The organism is Pseudomonas sp. WP18, assembly GCF_036689585.1.
Taxonomy (GTDB): domain Bacteria; phylum Pseudomonadota; class Gammaproteobacteria; order Pseudomonadales; family Pseudomonadaceae; genus Aquipseudomonas; species Aquipseudomonas chlororaphis_E.
In genome coordinates this window covers 5617554-5632196 of the sequence record NZ_CP144758.1, presented here as the reverse complement: position 1 = coordinate 5632196, position 14643 = coordinate 5617554, and the positions used below count along the sequence as shown (strand labels likewise).

General features: G+C 56.1%; 18 protein-coding genes. All 18 read left to right on the top strand.

What is annotated here, in order from left to right; translation table 11 throughout:
- Positions 1-37 precede the first annotated feature (37 nt).
- The 18 genes from rpoC (at position 38) to rplX (ending at position 14635) form a co-directional block, all read left to right on the top strand.
- A complete protein-coding gene (gene rpoC, locus V5F23_RS25145; protein ID WP_042730527.1) occupies positions 38-4237 on the top strand; it encodes a DNA-directed RNA polymerase subunit beta' in 4200 nt (1399 codons plus the stop codon).
- Positions 4238-4453: 216 nt separating this feature from the next.
- Entirely contained in the window at positions 4454-4825 is a 372-nt protein-coding gene (gene rpsL / locus V5F23_RS25140) for a 30S ribosomal protein S12 (RefSeq protein ID WP_003186084.1), read from the top strand.
- 104 nt (positions 4826-4929) lie between these two features.
- The gene (gene rpsG / locus V5F23_RS25135; protein ID WP_024776462.1) at positions 4930-5400 is read left to right on the top strand and encodes a 30S ribosomal protein S7; all 471 of its coding nucleotides are present in this window, start codon (positions 4930-4932) and stop codon (positions 5398-5400) included.
- A 30-nt stretch (positions 5401-5430) separates the two neighbouring features.
- Positions 5431-7536, top strand: a complete 2106-nt coding sequence (gene fusA / locus V5F23_RS25130; RefSeq protein ID WP_212803083.1) for an elongation factor G — start codon at positions 5431-5433, stop codon at positions 7534-7536.
- A gap of 30 nt (positions 7537-7566) precedes the next feature.
- On the top strand, positions 7567-8760 hold the full coding sequence (tuf, locus tag V5F23_RS25125) for an elongation factor Tu (RefSeq protein WP_047736380.1): 1194 nt from the start codon (positions 7567-7569) through the stop codon (positions 8758-8760).
- Positions 8761-8917: 157 nt separating this feature from the next.
- Complete coding sequence (gene rpsJ / locus V5F23_RS25120; protein WP_003186070.1) at positions 8918-9229, top strand: 30S ribosomal protein S10; 312 nt, start codon at positions 8918-8920, stop codon at positions 9227-9229.
- Positions 9230-9309: 80 nt separating this feature from the next.
- Positions 9310-9945: a 50S ribosomal protein L3 gene (gene rplC / locus V5F23_RS25115; protein WP_003186059.1), complete on the top strand. Its 636-nt coding sequence runs from the start codon at positions 9310-9312 to the stop codon at positions 9943-9945.
- Between the two features lie 12 nt (positions 9946-9957).
- On the top strand, positions 9958-10560 hold the full coding sequence (rplD, locus tag V5F23_RS25110) for a 50S ribosomal protein L4 (RefSeq protein WP_042729622.1): 603 nt from the start codon (positions 9958-9960) through the stop codon (positions 10558-10560).
- The gene (rplW, locus tag V5F23_RS25105; RefSeq protein ID WP_002555488.1) at positions 10557-10856 is read left to right on the top strand and encodes a 50S ribosomal protein L23; all 300 of its coding nucleotides are present in this window, start codon (positions 10557-10559) and stop codon (positions 10854-10856) included. Before rplD ends, rplW begins: the two co-directional genes overlap by 4 nt.
- 14 nt (positions 10857-10870) lie before the next feature.
- Positions 10871-11695 carry a 50S ribosomal protein L2 gene (rplB, locus tag V5F23_RS25100; protein WP_007924198.1) on the top strand — a complete coding sequence of 275 codons (825 nt, stop codon included), beginning with the start codon at positions 10871-10873 and terminating at the stop codon, positions 11693-11695.
- Between the two features lie 16 nt (positions 11696-11711).
- Positions 11712-11987, top strand: coding sequence for a 30S ribosomal protein S19 (gene rpsS / locus V5F23_RS25095; RefSeq protein WP_002555486.1), 276 nt, complete (start codon positions 11712-11714; stop codon positions 11985-11987).
- An 11-nt stretch (positions 11988-11998) separates the two neighbouring features.
- Complete coding sequence (gene rplV / locus V5F23_RS25090; RefSeq protein WP_003103908.1) at positions 11999-12331, top strand: 50S ribosomal protein L22; 333 nt, start codon at positions 11999-12001, stop codon at positions 12329-12331.
- Positions 12332-12344: 13 nt separating this feature from the next.
- On the top strand, positions 12345-13031 hold the full coding sequence (gene rpsC, locus V5F23_RS25085; RefSeq protein WP_003176422.1) for a 30S ribosomal protein S3: 687 nt from the start codon (positions 12345-12347) through the stop codon (positions 13029-13031).
- Between the two features lie 12 nt (positions 13032-13043).
- Entirely contained in the window at positions 13044-13457 is a 414-nt protein-coding gene (gene rplP, locus V5F23_RS25080; protein ID WP_003186052.1) for a 50S ribosomal protein L16, read from the top strand.
- Positions 13457-13648 carry a 50S ribosomal protein L29 gene (rpmC, locus tag V5F23_RS25075; RefSeq protein WP_002555481.1) on the top strand — a complete coding sequence of 64 codons (192 nt, stop codon included), beginning with the start codon at positions 13457-13459 and terminating at the stop codon, positions 13646-13648. Before rplP ends, rpmC begins: the two co-directional genes overlap by 1 nt.
- A 2-nt stretch (positions 13649-13650) precedes the next feature.
- On the top strand, positions 13651-13917 hold the full coding sequence (gene rpsQ / locus V5F23_RS25070) for a 30S ribosomal protein S17 (protein WP_003194644.1): 267 nt from the start codon (positions 13651-13653) through the stop codon (positions 13915-13917).
- 23 nt (positions 13918-13940) lie between these two features.
- The gene (rplN, locus tag V5F23_RS25065) at positions 13941-14309 is read left to right on the top strand and encodes a 50S ribosomal protein L14 (protein ID WP_008089810.1); all 369 of its coding nucleotides are present in this window, start codon (positions 13941-13943) and stop codon (positions 14307-14309) included.
- Between the two features lie 11 nt (positions 14310-14320).
- Entirely contained in the window at positions 14321-14635 is a 315-nt protein-coding gene (rplX, locus tag V5F23_RS25060) for a 50S ribosomal protein L24 (protein WP_003186046.1), read from the top strand.
- The last annotated feature ends 8 nt before the right edge of the window (positions 14636-14643 follow it).

The window sequence follows — 14643 nt, the reverse complement described above, 5'->3', positions numbered from 1 at the left end:
GTTTGGCCCGCTCTCTGCTCCGCCAGGAGGAAAGGCCTTGAAAGACCTACTGAATTTGCTGAAAAACCAGGGTCAAGTCGAAGAGTTCGACGCCATCCGTATTGGATTGGCCTCGCCTGAGATGATCCGTTCGTGGTCGTTCGGTGAAGTTAAAAAACCGGAAACCATCAACTACCGTACGTTCAAGCCTGAGCGTGACGGCCTGTTCTGCGCCAAGATCTTTGGCCCGGTCAAGGATTACGAGTGCCTGTGCGGTAAGTACAAGCGCTTGAAACACCGTGGCGTGATCTGCGAGAAGTGCGGCGTTGAAGTTGCGCTGGCCAAGGTTCGTCGTGAGCGCATGGCGCACATCGAACTGGCTTCGCCGGTTGCCCACATCTGGTTCCTGAAATCGCTGCCGTCCCGTATCGGCTTGCTGATGGACATGACCCTGCGTGATATCGAACGTGTTCTCTACTTCGAGAGCTATGTCGTGATCGACCCGGGCATGACCACCCTTGAAAAGGGCCAGTTGCTCAACGACGAGCAATATTTCGAAGCGCTGGAAGAGTTCGGTGACGATTTCGATGCCCGCATGGGTGCCGAAGCTGTCCGTGAACTGCTGCACGCGATCGATCTGGAGCACGAGATTGGCCGTCTGCGTGAAGAAATTCCGCAAACCAACTCCGAAACCAAGATCAAGAAGCTGTCCAAGCGCCTGAAGTTGATGGAAGCCTTCCAGGGTTCCGGCAACCTGCCTGAGTGGATGGTGCTGACCGTTCTGCCGGTTCTGCCGCCAGACCTGCGTCCGCTGGTTCCGCTCGATGGCGGTCGTTTCGCGACTTCCGACCTCAACGATCTGTATCGTCGAGTGATCAACCGTAACAACCGTTTGAAGCGCCTGCTGGATCTGTCCGCTCCTGACATCATCGTGCGCAACGAAAAGCGCATGCTGCAGGAAGCTGTGGATGCCTTGCTGGATAACGGTCGTCGCGGTCGCGCTATCACCGGTTCGAACAAGCGTCCTCTGAAATCCCTGGCCGACATGATCAAGGGTAAGCAAGGTCGTTTCCGTCAGAACCTGCTCGGTAAGCGTGTTGACTACTCCGGCCGTTCGGTAATTACCGTAGGCCCGACCCTGCGTCTGCACCAGTGCGGTCTGCCGAAGAAAATGGCTCTCGAGCTGTTCAAACCGTTCATTTTCGGCAAGCTGGAAATGCGTGGTCTGGCGACCACCATCAAGGCCGCCAAGAAGATGGTCGAGCGCGAGCTGCCAGAGGTCTGGGACGTTCTCGCCGAAGTGATTCGCGAACACCCCGTGCTGCTCAACCGTGCACCGACCCTTCACCGTCTGGGCATCCAGGCGTTTGAACCAGTACTGATCGAAGGTAAGGCTATCCAGCTGCACCCGCTGGTCTGCGCTGCGTACAACGCCGACTTCGACGGTGACCAGATGGCCGTGCACGTACCGCTGACGCTGGAAGCCCAGCTTGAAGCGCGTGCGTTGATGATGTCGACCAACAACATCCTGTCGCCAGCCAACGGTGAGCCAATCATCGTGCCGTCGCAGGACGTTGTATTGGGTCTGTACTACATGACGCGTGAAGCGATCAACGCCAAGGGCGAAGGTCGTGTGTTCGCGGATCTGCAGGAAGTTGACCGTGTGTTCCGTGCCGGCGAAGCCGCACTGCATGCCAAGGTCAAGGTGCGGATCAACGAAACCGTGAACGATCGCGATGGCAACAGCGTGACCAACACCCGTATCGTCGACACCACCGTCGGCCGTGCGCTGTTGTTCCAGGTTGTGCCAAAAGGCCTGTCGTTCGATGTCGTCAACCTGCCGATGAAGAAAAAGGCGATCTCCAAGCTGATCAACCAGTGCTACCGCGTGGTTGGCTTGAAGGAAACCGTGATCTTCGCTGACCAGTTGATGTACACCGGTTTTGCCTATTCGACCATTTCCGGCGTTTCCATCGGTGTTAACGACTTCGTTATCCCGGATGAAAAAGCCCGCATCATCGGTACCGCTACCGAGGAAGTGAAAGAGATCGAAAGCCAGTATGCTTCCGGCCTGGTAACCCAGGGCGAGAAGTACAACAAGGTGATCGACCTCTGGTCCAAGGCGAACGATGAAGTTTCCAAGGCGATGATGGCCAACCTCTCGAAAGAGAAAGTCATCGACCGTCATGGCGACGAAGTCGAGCAGGAATCCTTCAACTCGATGTACATGATGGCCGACTCGGGCGCACGGGGTTCTGCTGCGCAGATCCGTCAGCTCGCCGGTATGCGTGGCCTGATGGCCAAGCCGGACGGCTCCATCATCGAGACCCCGATCACCGCGAACTTCCGTGAAGGCCTGAGCGTACTCCAGTACTTCATCTCCACGCACGGTGCTCGTAAGGGGCTTGCGGATACCGCGTTGAAAACGGCGAACTCCGGTTACCTGACACGTCGTCTGGTAGACGTAGCGCAAGACCTGGTGGTGACCGAGATCGATTGCGGCACCGAACATGGCCTGGTCATGACTCCGCACATCGAAGGCGGCGACGTGGTCGAGCCGTTGGGTGAGCGCGTATTGGGTCGTGTCATCGCCCGTGACGTATTCAAGCCAGGTACCGAGGACGTCATCGTTCCTGCCGGCACCCTGGTAGACGAGAAGTGGGTAGAGTTCATCGAGCTGAACAGCATCGATGAAGTGATCGTGCGTTCGCCGATCAGCTGCGAAACCCGCTACGGCATTTGCGCCAAGTGCTACGGCCGCGACCTGGCTCGTGGTCACCAGGTGAACATCGGTGAATCGGTCGGCGTTATCGCGGCCCAGTCCATCGGTGAGCCGGGTACCCAGCTGACTATGCGTACGTTCCACATCGGTGGTGCGGCCAGCCGGACCTCCGCGGCCGACAGCGTACAGGTGAAGAATGGCGGTACTGTCCGCCTGCACAACCTCAAGCACGTTGAGCGTGTGGACGGTCACCTGGTTGCCGTGTCCCGTTCCGGTGAACTGGCGATTGCCGACGACTTCGGTCGTGAGCGCGAGCGCTACAAGCTGCCGTATGGTGCGGTGATTTCGGTCAAGGAAGGTGACAAGGTCGACGCTGGCGCCATTGTGGCCAAGTGGGATCCGCACACTCACCCGATCGTTACCGAAATGAAAGGTACCGTGACCTACGTGGGCATGGAAGAAGGCATCACGATCAAACGTCAGACCGACGAATTGACCGGTATGACCAACATCGAAGTGCTCGATCCGAAAGATCGTCCAGCTGCTGGCAAGGACATCCGTCCTGCCGTGAAGATGGTCGACGACAACGGCAAGGATCTGTTGCTGCCAGGCACTGACGTTATCGCTCAGTACTTCCTGCCAGCCAACGCCCTGGTCGGTGTTGCGGACGGTGCGCGGATCGCGATCGGTGATGTTATCGCCCGTATCCCGCAGGAAACTTCGAAGACCCGCGACATCACCGGTGGTCTGCCGCGTGTTGCCGACTTGTTCGAAGCCCGTCGTCCGAAGGAAGCCTCGATCCTGGCTGAAGTCAGCGGCACCATCGCGTTCGGTAAGGAAACCAAGGGCAAGCGCCGTCTGGTCATTACCCCGAACGACGGTAGCGATCCGTACGAAGAGCTGATTCCGAAGTGGCGTCACCTGAACGTCTTCGAAGGCGAACAGGTCAACCGCGGCGAAGTAATCTCCGACGGTCCGAGCGATCCACACGACATCCTGCGTCTGCTGGGTGTGAGTGCGCTGGCCAAGTACATCGTGAACGAGATCCAGGACGTTTATCGCCTGCAAGGCGTGAAGATCAACGACAAGCACATCGAGACCATCTTGCGTCAGATGCTGCGTAAAGTTGAGATCTCCGAGTCCGGCGATTCCAGCTTCATCAAGGGTGACCAGATGGAACTGACTCACGTACTGGTAGAGAACGAGCGTCTGAGCACGGAAGACAAGTTTGTCGCCAAGTTCACCCGCGTTCTGTTGGGTATCACCAAGGCGTCGTTGTCCACCGAATCGTTCATCTCGGCGGCTTCCTTCCAGGAAACCACTCGCGTACTGACCGAAGCGGCGGTAACCGGCAAGCGCGATTACCTGCGCGGCCTGAAAGAAAACGTGGTCGTGGGTCGTCTGATCCCGGCCGGTACCGGTTTGGCCTATCACAGCGAGCGTAAGCGTCGCCGTGATGCAGACAAGCCGTTGCGCGTAAGCGCCAGTGAAGTGGAAGCTGCACTGACCGAAGCGCTGAACTCGAGCGGTAACTGAGTTCTGCGGTAATTGAGTGCCGGGCCCTGGTCGCCCCGTTCGGCGGATCAAGACAAATTGTCGAGATCCGGCGGGCGGGGAGGTCGGGGCCTTGCCTTGACTGGGGACAAGATCCTCTTTAGACTCTTGATCCCCTAAATTTGGCGGGAATTCGTTCCTGCCATTTTGCTTTTCTTGCAAGACAATAGCGTCGCAAGACAACAGTGGAGCTAGTAGATGGCAACTATCAACCAGCTGGTACGTCAGCCGCGTAAGCGTATCGTCGAGAAATCCGACGTACCTGCGCTGCAGAACTGCCCGCAACGTCGTGGCGTATGCACCCGCGTGTATACCACTACGCCGAAAAAACCTAACTCGGCACTGCGTAAAGTATGCCGTGTGCGCCTGACCAACGGTTTCGAGGTTTCCTCGTACATCGGTGGTGAAGGCCACAACCTGCAAGAGCACAGCGTGGTACTGATCCGCGGCGGTCGTGTAAAAGACTTGCCAGGTGTTCGTTACCACACCGTTCGCGGTTCTTTGGATACTTCCGGCGTTAAAGGTCGTAACCAGGGTCGTTCGAAATACGGTACCAAGCGTCCGAAATAATCGGCCGTTTTTTGCAGTTTTTAATTTTATTGAGTCGATAAGAGTAAGGTCGGGCACGCGTCAGCTGTCCCGGGCTAACCTGAAGACCGTTTGAGGGCTTATCAATGCCAAGACGTCGCGTAGCAGCCAAGCGTGAGATTCTGGACGATCCGAAATACGGAAGCCAGATCCTCGCCAAGTTCATGAACCACGTAATGGAAAGCGGCAAGAAAGCCGTTGCCGAGCGTATCGTTTATGGCGCGCTGGAAAAAGTTAAAGAGCGTAAGAACTCCGATCCCCTGGAACTCTTCGAAAAAGCACTCGACGCCATCGCTCCGCTGGTCGAAGTGAAGTCGCGCCGCGTAGGCGGTGCTACCTACCAGGTTCCGGTTGAAGTTCGTCCGTCCCGTCGTAACGCTCTGGCCATGCGCTGGCTCGTAGACTTCGCCCGCAAGCGCGGCGAGAAGTCCATGGCTCTGCGTTTGGCTGGTGAACTGTTGGACGCTGCTGAAGGTAAAGGTGCTGCAGTTAAGAAGCGTGAAGACGTGCACCGTATGGCTGAAGCCAACAAGGCTTTCTCGCACTACCGCTTCTAATTTTAGCGTCACTCAATTTGCGAGGGCTTTATGGCTCGTACTACACCGATTAACCGCTACCGTAACATCGGTATCGTCGCTCACGTGGATGCTGGTAAAACCACCACCACCGAGCGCGTCCTTTTTTACACCGGCAAAAGTCACAAAATGGGCGAGGTGCATGACGGCGCCGCGACCACAGACTGGATGGTGCAGGAGCAGGAGCGTGGTATTACCATTACTTCTGCTGCCATCACCGCCTTCTGGAAAGGTTCCGAGAAGCAGTACCCACACGAGCATCGCTTCAACGTCATCGATACCCCGGGCCACGTAGACTTCACCATTGAAGTTGAGCGTTCCCTGCGTGTACTCGACGGCGCGGTCGTTGTGTTCTGCGGTACTTCGGGTGTTGAGCCTCAGTCGGAAACCGTATGGCGTCAGGCCAACAAATACGGCGTTCCACGTCTTGTTTACGTAAACAAGATGGACCGTGCTGGTGCCAACTTCCTGCGCGTGATCGGTCAGATCAAGCAGCGTCTGGGTCACACTCCGGTGCCTATCCAGCTCGCTATCGGTTCGGAAGACAACTTCCAGGGCCAGATCGACCTGATCAATATGCAAGCGGTTTACTGGAATGACTCCGACAAGGGCATGGTCCCTGTTCGCAAGGACATCCCGGCCGAGCTGTTGGCAGAAGCCGAGCAGTGGCGCAGCAACATGGTCGAGGCTGCGGCCGAAGCCAATGAAGAGCTGATGAACAAGTACCTCGAGGGCGAAGAGCTCACCATCGAGGAAATCAAGGCCGCTCTGCGTCAGCGTACTATCGCTGGTGAGATCGTCCTGGCTGTTTGCGGTTCTTCCTTCAAGAACAAGGGCGTTCCCCTGGTTCTCGACGCTGTTATCGACTTCCTGCCTGCTCCAACCGACATTCCTGCTATCAAGGGCTCCAACCCTGATAACGAGGAAGAGGAAATGGAGCGTCACGCAAGCGACGACGAGCCGTTCGCGGCCCTGGCGTTCAAGATCGCTACCGACCCATTCGTGGGTACCTTGACCTTCGTTCGAGTTTACTCGGGCGTGTTGGCCTCCGGCGACGGCGTGATCAACTCGGTAAAAGGCAAGAAAGAGCGCGTGGGTCGTATGGTGCAAATGCACGCAAACGCCCGTGAAGAAATCAAGGAAGTGCGCGCTGGCGACATCGCGGCCTTGATCGGCATGAAGGACGTCACCACTGGTGAGACTTTGTGCAACGCTGACAAGCCAATCATCCTGGTTCGCATGGACTTCCCGGAGCCGGTTATTTCGGTTGCCGTTGAGCCAAAAACCAAGGATGACCAGGAAAAAATGGGTATCGCTCTGGGCAAGCTTGCTCAGGAAGACCCGTCTTTCCGCGTCAAGACTGATGAAGAGACTGGTCAGACGATCATCTCCGGCATGGGCGAGCTGCACCTGGACATCCTGGTTGACCGGATGCGCCGTGAGTTCAACGTCGAAGCCAACATCGGTAAGCCTCAGGTCTCCTATCGTGAGCGCATCACGAAGAGCTGTGAGATCGAAGGCAAGTTCGTTCGTCAGTCCGGCGGTCGTGGTCAGTTCGGCCACTGCTGGATCCGTTTTGCTCCTGCTGACGAAGGTCAGGAAGGTCTGCAATTCCTGAACGAAGTCGTGGGCGGTGTGGTTCCTAAGGAATACATCCCGGCGATCCAGAAGGGTATCGAAGAGCAGATGAAGAACGGCGTTGTTGCCGGCTATCCGCTGATCGGCCTGAAGGCGACCGTGTTCGACGGTTCTTACCACGACGTCGACTCCAACGAGATGGCGTTCAAGGTGGCTGCTTCCATGGCGACCAAGCAACTGGCCCAGAAGGGCGGTGGTGAGTTGCTCGAGCCGATCATGGCCGTTGAAGTCGTTACGCCTGAAGACTACATGGGTGATGTCATGGGCGACCTTAACCGTCGTCGCGGCATGATTCTGGGTATGGAAGATACGGTTTCCGGCAAGGTCATTCGCGCCGAGGTTCCGTTGGGTGAAATGTTCGGTTACGCAACCGACGTTCGTTCCATGTCTCAGGGTCGCGCAAGCTACTCCATGGAATTCAAAAAATACAATACAGCTCCGTCGCATATCGTCGAAACTGTTACCAAAAAGCAAGGCTGATTCAGCCCTTTAAGCTAGGAGTTAATTGTCGTGGCTAAAGAAAAATTTGAACGGAACAAACCGCACGTCAACGTTGGCACCATCGGCCACGTTGACCACGGTAAAACCACTCTGACCGCTGCTCTGACCCGTGTCTGCTCCGAAGTTTTCGGTTCGGCCAAGGTTGACTTCGACAAGATCGACAGCGCCCCGGAAGAGAAAGCTCGCGGTATCACCATCAACACCGCTCACGTTGAATACGATTCGTCCGTGCGTCACTACGCACACGTTGACTGCCCAGGTCACGCCGACTACGTAAAAAACATGATCACCGGTGCTGCCCAGATGGACGGCGCGATCCTGGTTTGCTCGGCTGCCGATGGTCCGATGCCACAAACCCGTGAGCACATCCTGCTGTCCCGTCAGGTAGGCGTTCCGTACATCGTTGTCTTCCTGAACAAGGCTGACATGGTTGACGACGCTGAGCTGCTGGAACTGGTTGAGATGGAAGTGCGCGACCTGCTGAGCACTTACGACTTCCCAGGTGATGACACTCCAATCATCATCGGTTCGGCTCTGATGGCCCTGAACGGCCAAGACGACAACGAAATGGGCACCAGCGCTGTGAAGAAGCTGGTTGAAACTCTGGACAGCTACATCCCAGAGCCAGAGCGTGCTATCGACAAGCCGTTCCTGATGCCAATCGAAGACGTCTTCTCGATCTCCGGTCGCGGTACTGTTGTGACTGGCCGTGTTGAGCGTGGCATCGTCCGCATCCAGGAAGAAGTTGAGATCGTCGGTCTGCGCGACACTCAGAAAACTACCTGCACCGGCGTTGAAATGTTCCGCAAGCTGCTCGACGAAGGTCGTGCTGGCGAGAACTGCGGCGTGCTGCTGCGCGGCACCAAGCGTGACGACGTTGAGCGTGGCCAGGTTCTGGTCAAGCCAGGCACCGTCAAGCCGCACACCAAGTTCACCGCAGAAGTTTACGTTCTGAGCAAGGAAGAAGGCGGTCGTCATACTCCGTTCTTCAAAGGCTACCGTCCACAGTTCTACTTCCGTACCACTGACGTGACTGGTAACTGCGAGCTGCCAGAAGGCGTTGAAATGGTAATGCCAGGTGACAACATCCAGATGACTGTCACTCTGATCAAGACCATCGCGATGGAAGACGGTCTGCGTTTCGCTATCCGTGAAGGCGGTCGTACCGTCGGCGCTGGCGTCGTAGCCAAAGTCATCGAATAAGTCTCTTTTATAGAGTCGACTCGATGAGTGAAAAAGCCCCCGCTTAGCGGGGGCTTTTTTATTGGGTTGACACCTATCAGGGGCGTCTATAGAATTGCGCCTCCTTTTAACGGGCGTATTGCGCCCGGTGGGAATAGCAGCCGGAGTCTGAAATCCAATGCAAAATCAGCAAATCCGTATCAGGTTGAAGGCTTTTGACCATCGCCTGATCGACCAATCCACCCAGGAAATCGTGGAAACCGCGAAACGTACTGGTGCTCAAGTGCGTGGTCCAATTCCACTGCCTACCCGTAAAGAGCGGTTCACCGTTCTGGTCTCCCCGCACGTCAACAAAGACGCGCGTGACCAGTACGAGATCCGTACTCATAAGCGCGTACTGGATATCGTCCAGCCAACGGATAAAACCGTTGATGCACTTATGAAGCTTGATCTTGCGGCCGGTGTGGAAGTGCAGATCAGCCTCGGCTAAGACTCGGTCTTGGTCGTGTAACGCTCTGAAATGGGCGGCCATAGCGGGTGAAAGCCCCGTACACTCATGAGGTTTACAACATGACTATTGGTGTAGTCGGTCGTAAATGCGGTATGACCCGTATTTTCACCGAAGAAGGTGTCTCCATTCCGGTCACGGTCATTGAGATCGAGCCGAATCGCGTCACCCAGTTCAAAACTGAAGAGACCGATGGCTATCGTGCAGTGCAAGTCACTGTCGGCGAGCGTCGTGCTTCGCGTGTAACAGCTGCTCAAGCTGGCCACTTCGCCAAGGCGAACGTTGCCGCTGGTCGTACCGTAATGGAATTCCGCCTTGAAGAAGGCGAGTACCAGGCCGGCGATCTGATCAACGCTGAAATCTTCGCTGCTGGTCAACTGGTTGATGTAACCGGTCAGTCCAAAGGTAAAGGCTTCCAGGGTACGATCAAGCGTTGGAACTTCCGCGGGCAAGATAACACCCACGGTAACTCCGTATCCCACCGCGTTCCAGGCTCTATCGGCCAGTGCCAGACTCCTGGTCGTGTATTCAAGGGCAAGAAAATGTCCGGTCATATGGGCGCCGAGCGCGTGACCGTGCAGTCCCTCGAAGTAGTGCGCGTGGACGCTGAACGCAATCTGTTGTTGGTCAAGGGCGCTGTTCCTGGCGCTACTGGCGGCAACTTGGTTGTACGTCCAGCAGCCAAGGCTCGCGGTTAAGGGGAAGCTGACATGCAATTAAATGTAAATGACGCTCAAGCGATCGAAGTTTCCGAACTGACATTTGGCGGCGAATTCAACGAGACGCTGGTTCACCAAGCAGTCGTGGCCTACATGGCTGGCGGCCGTCAAGGTAGCAAGCAGCAAAAGACCCGTTCCGACGTTTCCGGTGGCGGCAAGCGCCCATGGCGTCAGAAAGGCACTGGCCGTGCTCGTGCCGGTACTATCCGTAGCCCAATCTGGCGTGGCGGCGGTACCACTTTCGCAGCTCGTCCTCAGGATCACTCCCAGAAGCTGAACAAGAAGATGTATCGCGCAGCAATGCGTTCCATCCTTGCTGAGCTGGTGCGTACTGATCGTCTGGTCGTGGTTCAGGACTTCGCTGTTGAAGCACCGAAAACCAAAGATCTGCTGAACAAGCTGAACGGCATGGGCCTGACTGACGTCCTGATCGTGTCTGACTCTGTTGATCAGAACCTGTACCTGGCTGCTCGCAACCTGCCGCACGTCGATGTTCGTGACGTCCAAGGTTCCGATCCGGTCAGTCTGATCGCATACGACAAGGTGTTGATCACCGTGTCGGCCGTGAAGAAATTCGAGGAGCTGCTGGGATGAACCAGGAACGCGTATTTAAAGTTCTGCTTGGCCCGCACGTTTCCGAGAAGGCTACGGTTCTGGCAGACAAGAAAGGCCAGTTCGTTTTCAAGGTTGCTACCGACGCAACCAAGCTGGAAATCAAGAAGGCCGTCGAAAGCCTGTTCAGCGTGAAAGTAGAGCGCGTGACTACCCTGAATGTTCTGGGTAAGAGCAAGCGCACTGCTCGCGGTCTGGGCAAGCGTAATGACTGGAAGAAGGCAGTTATCTCCCTTCAGCCAGGCCAAGATCTCGATTTCAGCAGCAGTGCTGAGTAAGGAAGGGGTGCATCATGGCAATCGTTAAATGCAAACCGACTTCCCCTGGCCGCCGTTTTGTGGTCAAGGTGGTCAACCAGGAGCTGCATAAAGGCGCTCCTCACGCACCGCTGCTCGAGAAAAAATCGAAGTCTGGTGGTCGTAACAACAATGGCCGCATCACTACACGTCACGTGGGTGGCGGTCATAAGCAGCATTATCGTCTGGTCGACTTCCGTCGCAACGACAAGGATGGCATCGCTGCCACCGTCGAGCGCATCGAATACGATCCAAACCGTACTGCTCACATCGCTCTGCTGCTGTACGCAGATGGCGAGCGTCGCTACATCATCGCCCCTAAAGGCGTGAGCGCTGGCGACCAGCTGATCGCAGGTGCCCTGGCGCCGATCAAGCCGGGCAACGCTCTGCAACTGCGCAACATTCCAGTTGGTAGCACCGTACACGGCATCGAATTGAAGCCAGGTAAAGGCGCGCAAATCGCTCGTTCCGCTGGTGCTTCGGCTCAGCTGATCGCTCGTGAAGGTGTCTACGTGACCCTGCGTCTGCGTTCTGGTGAGATGCGTAAAGTCCTGGCTGAATGCCGTGCGACCCTGGGCGAAGTCTCGAACTCCGAGCACAGCCTGCGTTCGCTGGGTAAAGCTGGTGCCAAGCGCTGGCGTGGCGTTCGCCCAACCGTTCGTGGTGTTGCCATGAACCCGGTTGACCACCCACATGGTGGTGGTGAAGGTCGTACCTCTGGTGGTCGTCATCCGGTATCGCCGTGGGGCTTCCCGACTAAGGGCGCGAAGACTCGTGGTAATAAGCGTACCGACAAAATGATCGTCCGTCGTCGCAAGTAAATAGAGGGATACGACAGTGCCACGTTCTCTGAAAAAAGGTCCTTTTATTGATCTTCACCTACTGAAGAAGATCGAAGTGGCGGCGGAAAAGAACGATCGCAAACCAGTTAAGACCTGGTCGCGTCGCTCGATGATCCTGCCACAAATGGTCGGTCTGACCATCGCTGTACACAACGGTCGCCAGCACGTCCCAGTTCTCGTGAACGAAGACATGGTCGGCCACAAACTGGGCGAGTTCGCCGGTACCCGCACATACCGTGGGCACGTGGCTGACAAGAAAGCCAAGCGTTAAGGGGTAAGGAAATGGAAGTAGCCGCTAAGTTGTCGGGCGCTCGAATCTCCGCCCAGAAAGCCCGCTTGGTCGCCGACCAGATCCGCGGGAAGAAGGTGGGCGAAGCGCTCAACCTGTTGGCTTTCAGCAGTAAGAAAGCCGCCGAGATCATGAAAAAAGTGCTGGAGTCGGCCGTAGCCAACGCCGAGCATAACGAAGGCGCAGACGTTGATGACCTGAAGGTCAGCACCGTTTTCGTCAACGAAGGGCGTTCGCTGAAGCGCATCATGCCACGTGCCAAAGGCCGTGCTGATCGCATCGTCAAGCGGTCTTGCCATATCACTGTCAAGGTTGCTGACAAGTAACGGAGTCGAAGAGATGGGTCAGAAAGTACATCCCATTGGCATTCGCCTGGGAATCGTCAAGGAGCACACCTCCGTCTGGTACGCAGACGGTCGGACTTATGCGGACTACTTGTTCGCTGATCTGAAGGTGCGTGAGTATCTCCAAGACAAACTAAAAAGCGCGTCCGTAAGCCGTATCGATATCCATCGTCCGGCTCAGACTGCACGTATCACCATCCACACCGCTCGCCCAGGTATCGTTATCGGGAAGAAAGGTGAAGATGTTGAGAAACTGCGTCAGGACCTGACCAAGCAAATGGGTGTGCCTGTGCACATCAATATCGAAGAGATCCGCAAGCCGGAGCTCGACGGTATGCTGGTTGCGCAGAGCGTAGCTCAGCAGCTGGAGCGTCGCGTCATGTTCCGTCGCGCTATGAAGCGCGCTGTACAGAACGCCATGCGCATTGGTGCCAAAGGCATCAAAATCCAAGTGAGCGGTCGTCTCGGCGGTGCTGAAATCGCACGTACTGAATGGTATCGCGAAGGTCGTGTGCCACTGCACACCCTGCGTGCCGACATCGACTATGCCAACTACGAAGCTCACACCACCTACGGTGTGATCGGTGTAAAGGTTTGGATCTTCAAAGGCGAAGTAATCGGTGGTCGCCAAGAAGAACTGAAGCCACAAGCACCAGCGCCTCGTAAAAAAGCTGCTAAGTAAGGGGTACGCCAAATGTTGCAACCAAAGCGTACGAAGTTCCGCAAGCAAATGACCGGTCACAACCGTGGTCTGGCATTGCGCGGTAGCAAAGTCAGCTTCGGCGAGTTCGCGCTGAAGTCTGTTGCTCGTGGTCGTCTCACCGCTCGTCAGATCGAGTCAGCGCGTCGTGCTCTGACCCGTCACGTAAAACGTGGCGGCAAGATCTGGATCCGTGTGTTCCCGGACAAGCCTGTCACCAAGAAGCCACTCGAAGTTCGGATGGGTAAAGGTAAGGGTAACGTGGAATACTGGGTTGCCCAGATTCAGCCAGGCAAAGTCCTGTATGAAATCGAGGGTGTTTCTGAAGAGCTGGCGCGTGAGGCTTTCGCCCTGGCTGCTGCAAAGCTGCCGCTCGCCACCTCCTTTGTTAAACGGACGGTGATGTGATGAAAGCGAATGAACTTCGTGAAAAATCCGCACAGCAGCTGAACGAGCAACTGCTCGGCCTGCTGCGCGACCAGTTCAATCTGCGTATGCAGAAAGCAACTGGCCAGTTGGGGCAGTCTCATCTGCTCTCGCAAGTTAAGCGTGACATCGCTCGCGTGAAAACTGTGCTCAACCAGCAGGCAGGTAAGTGATCATGGCTGAAGCCGAAAAAACTGTCCGTACGCTGACTGGCCGTGTTGTCAGCGACAAGATGGACAAAACCATCACCGTTCTGATCGAGCGTCGCGTGAAGCACCCGATCTACGGTAAATACGTTAAGCGTTCGACTAAGCTGCACGCGCACGACGAAACCAATCAGTGCCACATCGGCGACAAGGTCACTATTCGTGAAACTCGTCCGATGGCCAAGACCAAGTCTTGGGCGCTGGTTGATGTTCTCGAACGCGCTGTGGAAGTCTAAGGGCTAGGGGTCGGAGAAATTATATGATTCAGACTCAATCCATGCTCGATGTGGCCGATAACAGCGGCGCTCGCCGCGTTATGTGCATCAAGGTGCTGGGTGGCTCCCATCGTCGTTACGCTGGTATCGGTGACATCATCAAAGTTACCGTCAAGGAAGCAATTCCTCGCGGTAAGGTGAAGAAAGGCCAAGTGATGACTGCTGTCGTAGTCCGCACTCGCCATGGCGTTCGTCGTGCTGACGGCTCCATCATCCGCTTTGATGGCAACGCTGCTGTTCTGTTGAACACCAAGCAAGAGCCGATCGGCACCCGTATCTTTGGGCCAGTGACCCGTGAACTTCGTACCGAGAAGTTCATGAAGATCGTCTCGCTCGCCCCAGAAGTGCTGTAAGGAGATCCGACATGCAAAAGATTCGTCGTGACGACGAGATCATCGTGATCGCCGGCAAAGACAAAGGTAAGCGCGGTAAGGTGCTGAAGGTTCTTGCTGACAACCGTCTGGTTGTAGGTGGTCTGAACCTGGTCAAGCGTCATACCAAGCCTAACCCGATGTCGGGCGTACAGGGCGGTATCGTCGAGAAAGAAGCGCCACTGCACGCTTCCAACGTCGCCATCTTCAACGGCGAAACCAACAAGGCTGACCGCGTTGGTTTCAAAGTAGAAGACGGTAAGAAAATTCGTGTCTTCAAGTCGACCCAAAAAGCGGTTGATGCTTGAACACTGCT

What these genes read in the sequence shown, in the direction of transcription:
- rplX (WP_003186046.1), top strand. Translation starts at nt 14,321, where the DNA reads ATGCAAAAGATTCGTCGTGACGACGAGATCATCGTGATCGCCGGCAAA.
- rpsQ (WP_003194644.1), top strand. Translation starts at nt 13,651, where the DNA reads ATGGCTGAAGCCGAAAAAACTGTCCGTACGCTGACTGGCCGTGTTGTC.
- fusA (WP_212803083.1), top strand. Translation starts at nt 5,431, where the DNA reads ATGGCTCGTACTACACCGATTAACCGCTACCGTAACATCGGTATCGTC.
- rpmC (WP_002555481.1), top strand. Translation starts at nt 13,457, where the DNA reads ATGAAAGCGAATGAACTTCGTGAAAAATCCGCACAGCAGCTGAACGAG.
- rpsG (WP_024776462.1), top strand. Translation starts at nt 4,930, where the DNA reads ATGCCAAGACGTCGCGTAGCAGCCAAGCGTGAGATTCTGGACGATCCG.
- rpsL (WP_003186084.1), top strand. Translation starts at nt 4,454, where the DNA reads ATGGCAACTATCAACCAGCTGGTACGTCAGCCGCGTAAGCGTATCGTC.
- rpsJ (WP_003186070.1), top strand. Translation starts at nt 8,918, where the DNA reads ATGCAAAATCAGCAAATCCGTATCAGGTTGAAGGCTTTTGACCATCGC.
- rplD (WP_042729622.1), top strand. Translation starts at nt 9,958, where the DNA reads ATGCAATTAAATGTAAATGACGCTCAAGCGATCGAAGTTTCCGAACTG.
- rplW (WP_002555488.1), top strand. Translation starts at nt 10,557, where the DNA reads ATGAACCAGGAACGCGTATTTAAAGTTCTGCTTGGCCCGCACGTTTCC.
- rplB (WP_007924198.1), top strand. Translation starts at nt 10,871, where the DNA reads ATGGCAATCGTTAAATGCAAACCGACTTCCCCTGGCCGCCGTTTTGTG.
- rplC (WP_003186059.1), top strand. Translation starts at nt 9,310, where the DNA reads ATGACTATTGGTGTAGTCGGTCGTAAATGCGGTATGACCCGTATTTTC.
- rplN (WP_008089810.1), top strand. Translation starts at nt 13,941, where the DNA reads ATGATTCAGACTCAATCCATGCTCGATGTGGCCGATAACAGCGGCGCT.
- rplV (WP_003103908.1), top strand. Translation starts at nt 11,999, where the DNA reads ATGGAAGTAGCCGCTAAGTTGTCGGGCGCTCGAATCTCCGCCCAGAAA.
- rplP (WP_003186052.1), top strand. Translation starts at nt 13,044, where the DNA reads ATGTTGCAACCAAAGCGTACGAAGTTCCGCAAGCAAATGACCGGTCAC.
- rpsC (WP_003176422.1), top strand. Translation starts at nt 12,345, where the DNA reads ATGGGTCAGAAAGTACATCCCATTGGCATTCGCCTGGGAATCGTCAAG.